This window comes from Pseudomonas sp. Marseille-Q0931 (genome assembly GCF_940789645.1).
Lineage (GTDB): Bacteria > Pseudomonadota > Gammaproteobacteria > Pseudomonadales > Pseudomonadaceae > Aquipseudomonas.
Window position 1 is genome coordinate 23,284 of record NZ_CALNWT010000019.1, and the last position, 13,156, is coordinate 36,439.

A 13,156-nucleotide genomic window follows, 5' to 3' on the forward strand; every position below is an offset into this window, starting at 1 on the left:
CACCCCAAATCACGCCTCGGCGCGCTGCATCAGGCGGCGTTGGCGCCACTCCATGAAGGTCTTGAGGAACAGCGTGAGCAGCGCCATGCACGCCAGCAGCCCGGCCGCGGTGAAGGCGGCCGCCGGCTTGTAGTCGTTGTTGAGCTGATCGACCAGCAGCGGCAACGTCAGCGTCTGGTTGATGATGGTGCCGGACACCACCGACACCGCGCCGAACTCACCCACCGCGCGGGCATTGGTGACGACGACGCCATACAGCAGCGCCCATTTGATCTTCGGCAGGCTGATGCGGCGGAAGATTTGCCAGCCGCTGGCGCCCAGGCACATCGCAGCGGTTTCCTCGTCCTGACCTTGCGTCTGCATCACCGGAATCAGAATGCGCGCCACGTAGGGCGCGGTGACGAACACGGTGACCATGACGATGCCCGGCCAGGCGAACATCAGTTGTAGGCCCTGATCGTAGAACCAGCGGCCGATGAAGCTCTCCAGTCCGTACACCACCAGGTAGCAGAGACCGGCGACCACCGGCGACACCGCGTAGGGAATGTCGATCAGGGTGGTCAGCAACTTGCGCCCGCGAAAATCATAGTGGGTCACGCACCAGGCCAGGCAGATGCCGAAGCACAAGTTCAGCGGCACGGTGATCGCTGCCACCAGCAGGGTCAGGCCGATGGCGTGGAGCATGTAGTCCTCGCCGAGGTTGCTCCACAGCAGGTCGAGCCCGCCGGCCAGCGCCTTGGTGAAGATCAGTGCCAGCGGCACCAACAGGATCAGCGCCACCACCATCAGACCGAGGATTACCAGCGCCCACTGGCGCCAATCTTGGGGCTTTTTCATCGACCTTGCCGTTGCCATGCGAACAGACGCCCCTGCACGACCTGCAGGAGGAACAGAAGAGTCAGCGACGCGAGCAGGATCACCGAAGCGATGGCTGCTGCCGCCGGGTAATTGAATTCCTGCAGACGGACGAAAATCATCAGCGAGCTGACTTCCGTCTGGTAGGGAATGTTGCCGGCGATCATGATCACCGCGCCGAACTCACCGAGGCTGCGGATGAACGCCTGCGAGCCACCGGTGACCAGTGCCGGCGCCAGGGTCGGCAGGATCACCTTGCGGAAGGTCTGCACACGGCTGGCGCCGAGGGTGCGCGCGGCCTCTTCGTATTCCGAGCCGAGATCCTGCAGCACCGGCTGCACCGTGCGCACCACGAAGGGAATGCTGGTGAACACCATCGCCACCACGATACCGGCGTAGGCGTAGGCCACCTTGAAGCCCAGCCACTGGCCGATCCAGCCGTTGGGTACCAGCAGCGCGGCGAGGGTCAGGCCGGCTACCGAAGTCGGCAGGGCAAAGGGCAGATCGACCAACGCATCGACGATGCGCCGGCCGGGAAAGTCGTAGCGGGTGATGATCCAGGCCAGCAGCAGGCCCAGCACCAGCACCGCCAGGGTCGAATAGAGCGCGGCCGAGATGGTCACCTTGTAGGTCTGCACCACGCGCGGATCGCTGATGGCGAACCAGTACTGGGCCCAGGTCATGTCGCTGACGTACAAAAGCAGCGCCGACAGCGGCAGCAGGATCACCAGGGAGAGATACAGCACGCTGACGCCGAAGCTCAGGCCGAAGCCAGGCAGCAGCGGAGTCTGCAGGAAGAACAGCGTCGGTTTACTCACGAAAAAGCTCGGCTCTACAAATGCAGTTGGCCGCCAAAAAGGCGGCCAACTGACCATTACGATGCTCGCACTCCCGGCTGGCGGGTTGCACCCGCCCTACGCCAGACCGTCGCTATCAGCGACCCTCGGCGAGAAGCTGGTCGAGGATACCACCGTTGTCGAAGTGCTTGGCGGTGATCTCGTCCCAGCTGCCCAGCACCTCGGTCGGGTTGATCAGGCGCACCGGAGCGAACTGCGCCTTGGTCGCCTCGACCACTTCCGGGTTGTGCACGCGGTAGTTGTAGCGAGTCAGCAGTTGCTGAATGTCCTTGCTGTATTGGAAGTCGAGGAAGGCCTTGGCCTGCTCGCGGGTACCGCGCTCGTCGGCCACCTTGTCGACGATGGCCACCGGGAATTCAGCCAGTACGCTGACTTCCGGTACCACGATTTCCAGGTTGGCGGACTTGAACTCGTCACCCTTGGCGATGTTGATCACTTCCGATTCGAAAGTCAGCAGCACGTCGCCCTGCCCGTTCTGGGCGAAGGCCACGGTGGCACCTCGGCCGCCGGTGGGGAAGTTCTCGACGTTCTTCAGCACCTTGCCGACGAAGGCCTTGACCTTCTCCTGGTCGCCATTGAATTTCTCGTTGGCGAACAGCCAGGCGCCCAGGTAGCTGTAGCGGGCGTTACCGGAGGTTTTCGGGTTGGGGAATACCAGCTTCACGTCATCGCGAATCAGGTCGTCCCAGCTCTTGATGTTCTTCGGGTTGCCTTCGCGTACCAGGAAGGCGGTGGTGCTGTAGTACGGCGAGCTGTTGTTGGGGAACTGCTGGGCCCAGTCCTCGCGCAGCAGCTTGCGCTTGGCCAGGATGTCCACGTCGGTTACCTGGTTGAAGGTGACCACGTCGACCTTCTTGCCCTGGATGATGTCCTGCGCCTGACGCGAGGTACCGGCGAACGACTGGATGATCTTCACTTCCTTGCCGCTCTGCTGTTTCCAGTGCTCGACGAACAGTGGGTTGATCTCGCCGAACAGTTCGCGAGCGATGTCGTAGGAGGCGTTGTGGAATGGCGTATCGGCCGCTGCATGGCTCAGCGAGCCGGTCAACAGGGTGGCGCTGGCCACGGTGGCCAGAACGATCTTCTTCAGCATCTAAGGCGTCCTTATCGCAAGAGAAGCCTGCAGGCAGGCTATTTGATGGCGCGATTCTGCAGAAAAAACATATAGCTGAAAAATATCTTTTTCTTTGCGTCTTATAACCAGCCTCTCTTTGCCTTCGAAAACGCCATGCTGCCCTCGTATCCGAAGGCTGCTCAGGCAGCCACTTTTAGGACCTGTTCACGATCTTTATGTGCCTGAAAACTACAAGGCAAAAGCGTCCGGTGAGCATGCAGGAGGGGCTTCAGCCCCGAGCTTTATTGGGGCGCAAAGAGCTCGCGGCTAAAGCCGCTCCTACAAGATCGCAAGCGGCTTATTCCGCCAATTGGCTGCCAAAAACGACGAAATGGGCTGAAGAACTATGCGAAGGTTCTTACAGCTTGGCGATGGACACCTCGGTGGATTTGACGAAGGCGATCACCTCGCTACCCACCTGCAGCTCCAGCTCACGCACGGAACGGGTGGTGATCACCGAGGTGACGATGCCTGCAGCGGTCTGCACGTCGATTTCCGACAGCACGTCGCCGACGACGATTTCCTTGATGCTGCCCTTGAACTGGTTACGCACGTTGATGGCTTTGATGGTCATGGGTTTTTCTCCTGGGGTCGAAAATCAGCGGCAAGCTTCAAGTTGCAAGCCACAAGTAAAAGCGCTCGGCCCTTACTTGAAGCTTGTGGCTTGGAGCTTTTAGCTGCGTTAAAGCGCCCAACGCAGTTGCGTGGGCAGGGGTGATACAGGTTCCGGTGGTGTAGGCAGCTCCGGCTGCGCCAGCACGCGGTCCAGCACGCGCGCTTCCAGGGCCGCCAGCAGCGGCGAGCCATGGGGGCGTGGGCGTACCAGTTGCACATCGAGATCGAGGCCGATCTGGCCGTCCTCGATCAGGATCACCCGGTCCGCCACGGCCACGGCTTCGGCCACGTCGTGGGTCACCAGCAGCACGGTGAACCCATGCTGCTGCCACAGGCGCTCGATCAGTTGCTGCATTTCGATACGGGTCAAGGCATCCAGCGCGCCCAGCGGCTCGTCGAGCAGCAGCAGGCGCGGGCGATGGATCAGCGCACGGGCCAGAGCCACGCGCTGCTTCTGCCCACCGGACAGCGCTGCCGGCCATTCACCTGCGCGATCCGCCAGGCCGACCGCCGCCAACGCTTCCTCGGCCTGCTTGCGCCAGTTGCCGGAAAGCCCCAGACCGACGTTGTCGATTACGCGCTTCCAGGGCAGCAGACGCGAGTCCTGAAACATCAGGCGGATGTCTTCACGCACCGCGTTGAGCGAGCCGCTACCGGCCAGCAACTGGCCGCCGCTGGGCTGATCCAGCCCGGCCAGCAGGCGCAGCAGCGTGCTCTTGCCGCAGCCACTGCGACCGACCACAGCAACGAACTGCCCGGCCGGGATATGCAGGTCGATGCCCTTGAGCACCTGGCGCTCGCCGAAGAATTTCTCGATGTTCTCGATTGCCAGCGGAACGCCGCCCGACGGAGTGCCTTGGGGAATGTTGTGCAGTGCAGTCATTGCCCACCTGCCTTGGCCTGATAGGCCGGATGCCAGCGCAGCCAGACGCGCTCAAGACCACGGGCGGCGACGTCGGCCAGCTTGCCGAGCACCGCATAGAGCAGGATCGCCAGCACCACCACGTCAGTCTGCAGGAACTCGCGGGCGTTCATCGCCAGGTAACCGATGCCGCTGCTGGCCGAGATGGTTTCCGCGACGATCAAGGTCAGCCACATAAAGCCGAGGGCGAAACGCACGCCCACCAGGATCGACGGCAGCGCGCCGGGCAGTATCACCTGGCGGAACAGCGCTCCGCCTGCCAGGCCATAACTGCGCGCCATCTCTACCAGCGCCGGGTCGACGTTGCGGATGCCGTGGTAGGTGTTGAGGTAGATCGGGAACAGCGTGCCGAGCGCGACCAGGAACACCTTGGCCGCCTCGTCGATGCCGAACCAGAGGATCACCAGCGGGATCAGCGCCAGGTGCGGCACGTTGCGGATCATCTGCACCGAGCTGTCGAGAAAGCGCTCGCCCCATTTCGACAGGCCGGTGATAAAGCCTAGCAGCAGGCCGATACCGCCGCCGATGGCGAAGCCGATCCCGGCGCGCTGGCCACTGATCGCCAGGTGCTGCCAGATTTCACCGGAGGCCAGCAACTGCCAGCCGGCGGCGAGCACGGCGCTAGGCGCCGGCAGGATGCGGCTGGACAGCCAGCCACTGGCTACCGCCAGTTGCCAGACGGCCAGCAGCCCCAGCGGCAAGGCCCAGGGAGCAGCGCGCAGGGCCAATTTGTGAAGAGTCGTGTTGCTCATGGTTGCCTCGAAGAATTCCATTTAGCCGTCCACGTGTCCCCGGATTTCATCCGGGCTACATCAACCCTCTCCCCCAGCCCCTCTCCCGCAAGCGGGAGAGGGGAGCCAAACCGTGCCATCGAGCAAACCAGCGGCGCCGATCAGCCCCCTCGCTCCTCCGGGGAGAGGGTTGGGGAGAGGGGGCATGTGCCCAACCATCCCGGATTGCATCCGGGCTACATCGGCCCTCTCCCCCCGCCCCTCTCCCGCAAGCGTGAGAGGGGAGCCGAACCGTTCCACCGGGCAAACCAACGGCGCCGATCAGCTCGCTCGCCCTCCGGGGAGAGGGTTAGGGAGAGGGGGCATGTGCCCAGCCATCCCGGATTGCATCCGGGCTACATCTGCCCCCGTAGCCCGGATGCAATCCGGGAAAACCTATGCCTGCGCCATCCTCAACTCGCCGAAGCCGCTTTCGGCAAAATGTCGCTGGAGATCATTTCGCCGAACGGGCTGACATAACCGCGACTCTCCGGACGCTGCGGCTGAGCCACGTCCAGGTGCGGGAACAGCAGCTCGGCGACCCGGTACGACTCCTCCAGATGCGGGTAGCCGGAGAAGATGAAGGTATCGATGCCGAGGTCGGCGTACTCCCTGACCCGCGCCGCCACGGTCGGGCCATCGCCGACCAGCGCGGTGCCAGCGCCGCCGCGCACCAGGCCGACACCGGCCCAGAGGTTCGGCGACACTTCCAGGTTGTCGGTCTTGCCGCCGTGCAGGGCGGCCATGCGCTGTTGGCCGACCGAATCGAAGCGCGCCAGCGACGCCTGGGCACGGTCGATGGTGTCCTGGTCCAAATGGCTGATCAGACGATCCGCCGCCGCCCAGGCTTCCTCGTTGGTCTCGCGCACGATCACGTGCAGACGAATGCCAAAGCGCACTTCGCGCCCCTGCTTGGCCGCCTTCTCGCGCACCTGGGCGATCTTTTCGGCCACGGCAGCCGGCGGCTCGCCCCAGGTCAGGTACAGCTCGACCTGCTCGGCGGCCAGATCCTGCGCCGCGTCGGAGGAACCACCAAAATACAGCGGCGGACGCGGCTGCTGGATCGGCGGGTAAAGCAACTTGGCGCCCTTCACCTGGATGTGCTTGCCGTCGTAGTCAACGGTTTCGCCTTCCAGCACACGGCGCCAGATACGGGTGAATTCGACGGACGCTTCATAGCGTTCGGCATGGGACAGATGCAGGCCATCACCAGCCAGCTCGTCCGGGTCGCCACCGGTCACCAGGTTGAACAGCGCACGGCCGTTCGACAGGCGATCCAGGGTCGCCGCCTGGCGCGCGGCCACGGTCGGCGAAATGATCCCAGGGCGCAGGGCGACGAGGAACTTCAGGCTCTGCGTGACCGGGATCAGCGAGGCCGCCACCAGCCAGGAGTCCTCGCAGGAACGTCCTGTCGGGATCAGCACGCCGCCGAAACCGAGGCGATCAGCCGCCTGGGCAATCTGCGCCAGGTAGCCGTGGTCGACTGCACGCGCGCCTTCGGCGGTGCCCAGGTATTTGCCATCGCCATGGGTAGGCAGGAACCAGAAGATATTAAGGCTCATGGAGTTGTCTCCTTTCCGGAAATCGTCATAGTCCGGATCAATCCGGGAAATTCGGCCCCGCCCCGATCCTCGACCTGAAAGGCTGAGGGAGCTGGCCGGCGGCGCCGAAACGTCCGCCGACCTTGATCGGCTCCCCTCTCCCGTTCACGGCAAGGGGTTTGGGGGAGAGGGCTATGGTCTTACTGGGCCTGCGCGACCTTGGCCGGCGGATTCCAGATCACATCCTTGATGGTCAGCTGCCTGGGGATCAGCTTCAGCTCGGTGAAGGTGTCGGCGATCTTCTGCTGCGCCTCGACCACATCCGCGGTGATGAACTGCGCGCCGTAACCCTGACGCTCAACAGCCTGACGAGTGATCTCCGGGGACAGGCCGATCAGCGGCGCGACCTGGCTGGTGGCCTCGTCGAGGTTGCCCTTGACCCACTCGCCGACACCGCGAATTTCCTCGACCAGCACACCAATCACCTGCGGGTGCTGCTCGGCATAGCTGCGGGTGGCCAGGTAGAACTGGTGGTTGTCGACCAGGCCAGTGCCATCACGCAGGCTGCGGGCCTGCAACTGCTGCTCGGCGGCGGACTGGAACGGGTCCCAGATCACCCAGGCATCGACGCTGCCACGCTCGAAGGCGGCGCGGGCATCGGCCGGCGGCAGGTAGACCGGGGTGATATCGCCGTACTTTAGGCCGGCATCTTCCAGCGCGCGCACCAGCAGGTAATGCACGTTGGAACCCTTGTTCAGGACGACCTTCTTGCCCTTGAGCTCGGCCACCGATTTGATCGGCGAGCCCTTGGGTACGAGGATCGCCTCACCACTCGGTGCCGGCGGCTCATGGGCGACATAGAGCAAGTCGGCGCCAGCGGCCTGCGCGAATACCGGCGGGGTTTCACCGGTAACGCCGAAGTCCACGGAGCCGACGTTGAGGCCTTCGAGCAGCTGCGGGCCGCCCGGGAACTCCGTCCACTTGACCTCCACGCCATGCTCGGCCAGGCGCTTTTCCAGGGTGCCCTTGGCCTTTAGCAGTACCAGGGTGCCGTATTTCTGATAGCCGATACGCAACGTCTCGGCTTGAGCTTGAGTGATGGCGCCGAAGGAAATGGCCGCGGCAAACAGGGCGACCAGACTCCGACGCAAAGTGTTGGCGCCCATGGCGACCTCCTTTGCAGATTGAGTGTGGGCCTGCTTGCCCGTTGGCGGGCGAGTAAGGCGGGAAAGCAGCCGCAAGCTTCAAGCCTCAAGTCGCAAGCGGGCGTGCCCGCTGCTGCTGGCTTCTACTTGCAGCTTGTAGCTTGCAGCTCATCGCTGCTCTTTCAAATACTCCAGCGGGCGTTCACCAGCCGGTCATTCAATACGTTCGGATCGATCGGCTTCGGCCGTCGCGCCAGGGCTGCGCCCAGTTGTTCCAGTGACTCGTCGAGGCGCTCGCGCAACTCGTCGTCGATCTGCGCGGGCCTGTCCCCTTCCGGGTAGGCGATCTGTTTGTCCACGGCGAACACGCCGGAGAGCATTTCCTGCGCCTTCAGCGCGGCCAGCACCGGCTTGAGCGCGTAGTCCACCGCCAACAGATGCGCCGGGCTGCCGCCACTGGCCAGGGGCAGCACCACCTTGTGGGCCAGGGCGCGCTCGGGCAGCAGATCCAGCAGCACCTTCAGCGCGCCGGTGAACGACGCCTTGTACACCGGCGTGCCGACCACCAGGCCATCGGCGCTGGCCACCACGGCCTGCAGTTGGCGCACGGCCGGGCTGTCGAAGCGGGCATGCAGCAGGTCCTCGGCGGGAAAATCGCGTACCCGCAGCAGGCTCACTTCCACGTGCTGCGCCTCGAGGCGCTGGCGGACGTAATCCAGCAGCACCTCGGTGCGCGAACGCGCCGCAGGGCTACCGGAGAGCAACACGACGTGCATGCTGGTTCCTTATTTATTCGGCTGCGGGGTCAGGCGCAGATAGGGTTTGACCGCGCGATAGCCTTTCGGAAAGCGCTCGGCAATCTCGGCCTCGTCCTTCAATGACGGCACGATCACCACCTCTTCACCGTCCTGCCAGTTGGCCGGAGTGGCGACCTTGTAGTTGTCGGTCAGTTGCAGCGAATCGATGACGCGCAGGATTTCGTTAAAGTTGCGCCCGGTACTGGCCGGATAGGTGATGGTCAGGCGCACCTTCTTGTTCGGGTCGATGATGAACAGCGAACGCACGGTCAGGGTGTCGTTGGCGTTGGGGTGGATAAGGTCGTAGAGGTCGGACACCTTGCGGTCGGCATCGGCGATGATCGGGAAATTGACCGCGGTGTTCTGCGTCTCGTTGATGTCGTCGATCCACTTGATGTGCGAATCCACCGGGTCGACAGACAGGGCGATGGCCTTGACGCCGCGTTTGGCGAATTCGTCCTTGAGCTTGGCGGTGAAGCCCAGCTCGGTGGTGCACACCGGGGTGAAGTCGGCTGGATGGGAGAAGAGAATGCCCCAGCTGTCACCGAGCCACTCGTGAAAACGAATGCGGCCTTCGCTGGAATCCTGTTCAAAGTCGGGGGCGATGTCGCCCAGGCGGATGGTCATGATCGTGCTCCTTGGCAGCGGCTTGCGTGGTGCTCACTATGCTCAGGAACGAAACGAAACAAAAAGAATAAATAATGATTTATTTATAACCAAAACAACTTTAAAGAAAGACCGTCATGACCACCTCAACCCTGCACGAGATTCCCCGCGAACAGGCGCCCATGGCGCTGTTGCTGGAAGCCGATCCCAACATCTCCCTCATCGCCCGTTATCTACAGGACAGTCATTGCGTGGTCGCGCGCCTGGACAACGCGATCGTCGGCGCCTACGTGATCAAGGCCCTCACCGTCGATACCTGGGAACTGATGAACATCGCCGTGGCGCCCGAACACCAGGGTCAGGGTATCGGCGCCCTGCTGCTGCACCACGCCATCGACCAGGCCCGGCAATTGGGGGCGAAGCGCCTGGAACTGGGCACCGGCAGCTTTGGCCACCAACTGACCTTCTACCAGCGCGCCGGCTTTCGCGTGGTCGCGGTGGAACCGGACTACTTCCTGCAGCACTGCCCCGAGCCATTGTTCGAGAATGGCCTGCGGCATCGGGATCGTTTGCGCCTGGCGCTGGAGCTTTAGGCAGAGTCGCGCAGACGATAGCCGACACCAGCCTCGGTGATCAGATAGCGCGGCGCGGCCGGGTCGTCGCCGAGTTTCTGCCGCAGGTGGCCGACCACCACGCGCAGGTAATGACTGTCGCCGACGTGACTGGGGCCCCAGATATCACGCAGCAACTGTTGCTGGGTCACCACCCGCCCGAGGTGCTGGGCGAGCAGCGCCAGCACCGCGTATTCCTTGGGCGTCAGGGCGATTTCGGTGCCGTCGAGGCTGACCCGGCGATAGGCCAGGTCGATATTCAGCGCGCCACAGGCGATGCTCGCCGGCAACGCTTCGCGGCCCAGGCCCTGGCGCAGCAGCACGCGCACCCGGGCGAGAAATTCCTGAATGCCGAAGGGTTTGGTCACGTAGTCGTTGGCGCCGCCGTCCAGCGCCAGCACCTTCTCCCCCTCGCTGGCGCGCACCGAGAGCACCAGCACCGGTATCTGGCTCCATTCGCGCAGGCCGCGCAGTACCTGCTGGCCGTCGAGGTCGGGCAGGCCGAGGTCGAGCACGACGAGATCGGGACTGTGCAGCGCCGCCTGGGCCAGGCCGTCTTCGCCGTTGGCCGCCTCCAGCACCCGATAGCCCTGGGCGCTGAGGGCGATGCGCAGGAACTTGCGGATCTGCGCTTCGTCGTCGATCAGCAGAATGCTCGGCCCCTGACTCATCAGTCGTCCTCGGCTTGTGGTTGCGTGGTCAGCGGCAGGTGCAGGGTCAGGCTGGCACCACGGCCATCGAGGCCTCCGCCGACCGTGACGCGACCACCATGGGCGCCGACCATGCCCTGGCAGATCGCCAGGCCCAGACCGGTGCCCTGGCCGCCGCGATCGCCCCGCGCTGCGGTGTAGAACATGTCGAAGATCTTCGCCCGTTCCGCCTCGGGAATGCCAGGGCCCTGATCAGCGACCACGAAGCGCAGCTCCTGCTCATCGTATTCCAGCGCCACGCGCAGGCGCCCGGCCGGCGGCGAGAAGCGCGCGGCGTTCTCCAGCACGTTGACCAGCGCCTGCTCGATCAGCGCCGCATGCACATGCAGCAATGGCGGCTGTGGCGGCAGCAGGCATTCGACCTGCAACGGCGCAAGAACCGCGCGCAGGCGCTGCAGGGCGCTGGCGACGATATCGCTGGGCGCCACCCAGTCGCGCGCCAGCTTTAGCCCGCCATGGCCGAGGCGGGTCATGTCGAGCAGGTTCTGGATATAGCGGTCGAGGCGCTCGGCCTCGTCGCGGGTGCTTTCCAGCAATTCACGGCGATCCGCCTCGGGGATCGCCTCGCCCAGCGCCAGCAGGCTGTCGATGGAACCGCGCATGGCCGTCAGCGGCGTGCGCAGGTCGTGCGACACCGAAGCCAGCAGCGCGCTGCGCAGCTCCTCGGTCTGCCCGTGCAGGCGCGCCGCCTCCAGCTCCTCGGCCAGTTGCGCGCGGGCCAGGGCTTGCGCCAGCGGCTGGCCCAGGGCGGCGGCCAGGCGTCGCCGCGTATCGGCCAACGGCGCGCCCTGCGCACTCTGCAAACCGATCAGCAGCAGCGGCCCCTCCTCCCCGCACAGCGGCCACCACCACCAGCGGCTGCTGGGCAGGGTATCGGTACCCAGGCCCGCCGCTTGCTCGTGCTGCCAGGCCCAATCGGCAGCGGCGCGCTCGGCATCAAGCAATTCGGCGTGTAGGCCACCCTCGTGGCACCACTGCCCGTCAGCGCTGCGCGACAGCAGTGTCAGCTGCACGTCCGGCCAGCCACCGAGTTGCTGCTCGGCCACCGCCAGCACGGCCTGGCGATCGGCGGCGACGGTAAGCTTGCGCGACAGCTCCAACAGGGCCGTGGTCTCGCTCTGCGCCTGGCGCAACGCCTGCACCTGGCGCCGCTGGCGGCTGGCCAGGTTGCCGGTCAGCCCGGCCATGAGCAGGAAAAACAGCAGGGTCAGCACGTCCTCGTGGCGATGAATCTGAAGCGTCCAAGTTGGCGCGATGAACAAAAAGTCGTAACTGAGAAATGACAGCCCAGCACAGAGCAGCGCCGGGCCCAGGCTGCTGCGCACCGCCACCAGCAGCACGGCGGCAAGGAACACCAGGGAGATGTTCGGCAGCTCCAGCACCCGCGCCAGGCCGAGGGAGATCAGCGTGGCGCAGGCGGCGACCAGCGCGGCCAGTAAGTAGTCGCGCCAGCGCGGTGCGACGCGTGCGCGTCGGCCTGCCGCGGGCTGATCACCTGCCGCATCCAGCACGCTCACTTCCAGCCCGGCACCGGCGGCCAGCAGGCGCTCGCCAAGACCGCGACCGAGCCAGCGCCGACGCAGGCGCCGTGTGCTGCTGCCGACCAGGATCAGGCTGGCGCGGCGTTCGCGGGCGTGGTCGAGCAGCGTGCTCGCCACCGAGTCGCCGTGCAGCGTCACCACCTCGCCACCGAGGCGCTCGGCCAGGCGCAGCGCGGCTTGCAGGCGCCCACGCTGCTCCTCGTCCATGGTCCGACGGCTGTCCACGTGCACCACCGACCAGGGCAGATGGCGCCGCTCGGCGACCCGACAGGCGTGGCGCACCAGACGCTCGGCCTCGCCGTCGCCGTCCACCCCCACCAGCAGGCGCCCGAGCACGCTGGGTGCGGCCTGGCCGAGCTGACGATAGCGCTGGTCGAGATCGGCATCGACCCGCGCGGCGGCGGTCTGCATGGCCAGCTCGCGCAGCGCCGTGAGGTTGGTCGGCGAGAAGAAGGCGTCGATGGCCGCCCGCGCCTGCTCGGGCATGTACACCTTGCCGTCGCGCAGGCGTTCGAGCAGCTCGCGCGGCGGCAGGTCGACCAGCTGGATCTCGTCGGCTTCCTGCAGCACCCAATCCGGCACCGTCTCGCGCACCTGCACGCCGGTGATATCGCGGACGCGGTCGTTGAGGCTTTCCAGATGCTGGACGTTGACCGTGGTGTAGACGTCGATGCCGGCGGCGAGCAGCTCCTGCACGTCCTGCCAGCGCTTGGCGTGGCGGCTGCCGGGGGCGTTGCTGTGCGCCAGCTCGTCCACCAGCGCCAGCTTGGGCGGGTCGGCGAGCAGGCTGTCGAGATCCATCTCGCTCAGCTCCAGGCCGCGATAGGGCAGGCGCAATGGCGGCTGCTGCGGCAGGCCCAGCAGCAGCGCCTCGGTATCGCTGCGGCCGTGGCTTTCCACCACCCCGGCGCGCAACGCCACGCCCTGGCGCAGTTGCGCATGGGCGGCCTGCAGCATGGCGTAGGTCTTGCCCACGCCCGGCGCCGCGCCGAGAAACACCTTGAGCCGGCCACGGCCTTCGCGGGGCAGGTCGGCGAGCAGCGCTTCGGCGCGCAGGCTGTCGTTCATCGAG

The 13,156-nt window shown here is 65.2% G+C and carries 13 protein-coding genes; 1 reads left to right on the plus strand and 12 read right to left on the minus strand.

The annotated features are described in order from the left end of the window. Nucleotides 1–9 precede the first annotated feature (9 nt). The 10 genes from cysW to P3C50_RS22755 all read right to left on the minus strand — a co-directional run bounded on the left by cysW (nt 10) and on the right by P3C50_RS22755 (nt 9,243). On the minus strand, nt 10–837 hold the full coding sequence (gene cysW, locus P3C50_RS22710; RefSeq protein ID WP_197858645.1) for a sulfate ABC transporter permease subunit CysW: 828 nt from the start codon (nt 835–837) through the stop codon (nt 10–12). Then, complete coding sequence (gene cysT, locus P3C50_RS22715; RefSeq protein WP_275547697.1) at nt 834–1,673, minus strand: sulfate ABC transporter permease subunit CysT; 840 nt, start codon at nt 1,671–1,673, stop codon at nt 834–836. The genes cysW and cysT overlap by 4 nt, the downstream gene beginning before the upstream one ends. Nucleotides 1,674–1,788: 115 nt before the next feature. Next, a complete protein-coding gene (gene cysP, locus P3C50_RS22720; RefSeq protein ID WP_275547698.1) occupies nt 1,789–2,805 on the minus strand; it encodes a thiosulfate ABC transporter substrate-binding protein CysP in 1,017 nt (338 codons plus the stop codon). A 379-nt stretch (nt 2,806–3,184) separates the two neighbouring features. After that, on the minus strand, nt 3,185–3,400 hold the full coding sequence (locus P3C50_RS22725; protein ID WP_197858642.1) for a TOBE domain-containing protein: 216 nt from the start codon (nt 3,398–3,400) through the stop codon (nt 3,185–3,187). A gap of 108 nt (nt 3,401–3,508) precedes the next feature. Continuing rightward, complete coding sequence (gene ssuB / locus P3C50_RS22730; protein WP_275547699.1) at nt 3,509–4,324, minus strand: aliphatic sulfonates ABC transporter ATP-binding protein; 816 nt, start codon at nt 4,322–4,324, stop codon at nt 3,509–3,511. Continuing rightward, the gene (gene ssuC / locus P3C50_RS22735) at nt 4,321–5,115 is read right to left on the minus strand and encodes an aliphatic sulfonate ABC transporter permease SsuC (protein ID WP_275547700.1); all 795 of its coding nucleotides are present in this window, start codon (nt 5,113–5,115) and stop codon (nt 4,321–4,323) included. The genes ssuB and ssuC overlap by 4 nt, the downstream gene beginning before the upstream one ends. Before the next feature lie 431 nt (nt 5,116–5,546). After that, nucleotides 5,547–6,695 carry an FMNH2-dependent alkanesulfonate monooxygenase gene (gene ssuD, locus P3C50_RS22740; RefSeq protein WP_275547701.1) on the minus strand — a complete coding sequence of 383 codons (1,149 nt, stop codon included), beginning with the start codon at nt 6,693–6,695 and terminating at the stop codon, nt 5,547–5,549. A 179-nt stretch (nt 6,696–6,874) separates the two neighbouring features. After that, the gene (locus tag P3C50_RS22745) at nt 6,875–7,840 is read right to left on the minus strand and encodes a sulfonate ABC transporter substrate-binding protein (protein ID WP_275547702.1); all 966 of its coding nucleotides are present in this window, start codon (nt 7,838–7,840) and stop codon (nt 6,875–6,877) included. Nucleotides 7,841–8,001: 161 nt separating this feature from the next. Further along, nucleotides 8,002–8,595 carry an NADPH-dependent FMN reductase gene (gene ssuE, locus P3C50_RS22750; RefSeq protein WP_275547703.1) on the minus strand — a complete coding sequence of 198 codons (594 nt, stop codon included), beginning with the start codon at nt 8,593–8,595 and terminating at the stop codon, nt 8,002–8,004. Nucleotides 8,596–8,604: 9 nt separating this feature from the next. Continuing rightward, nucleotides 8,605–9,243, minus strand: a complete 639-nt coding sequence (locus P3C50_RS22755; protein WP_275547704.1) for a peroxiredoxin — start codon at nt 9,241–9,243, stop codon at nt 8,605–8,607. Between the two features lie 116 nt (nt 9,244–9,359). Here P3C50_RS22755 and P3C50_RS22760 point away from each other — a divergent pair, with 116 nt between their 5' ends. Further along, nucleotides 9,360–9,815, plus strand: a complete 456-nt coding sequence (locus P3C50_RS22760; protein ID WP_275547705.1) for a GNAT family N-acetyltransferase — start codon at nt 9,360–9,362, stop codon at nt 9,813–9,815. Here P3C50_RS22760 and P3C50_RS22765 read toward each other — a convergent pair. Both P3C50_RS22765 and P3C50_RS22770 read right to left on the minus strand, forming a co-directional pair. After that, nucleotides 9,812–10,504, minus strand: a complete 693-nt coding sequence (locus P3C50_RS22765) for a response regulator (protein WP_275547706.1) — start codon at nt 10,502–10,504, stop codon at nt 9,812–9,814. The genes P3C50_RS22760 and P3C50_RS22765 overlap by 4 nt on opposite strands. Then, the gene (locus P3C50_RS22770; protein ID WP_275547707.1) at nt 10,504–13,152 is read right to left on the minus strand and encodes a sensor histidine kinase; all 2,649 of its coding nucleotides are present in this window, start codon (nt 13,150–13,152) and stop codon (nt 10,504–10,506) included. The genes P3C50_RS22765 and P3C50_RS22770 overlap by 1 nt, the downstream gene beginning before the upstream one ends. Nucleotides 13,153–13,156: the final 4 nt, after the last annotated feature.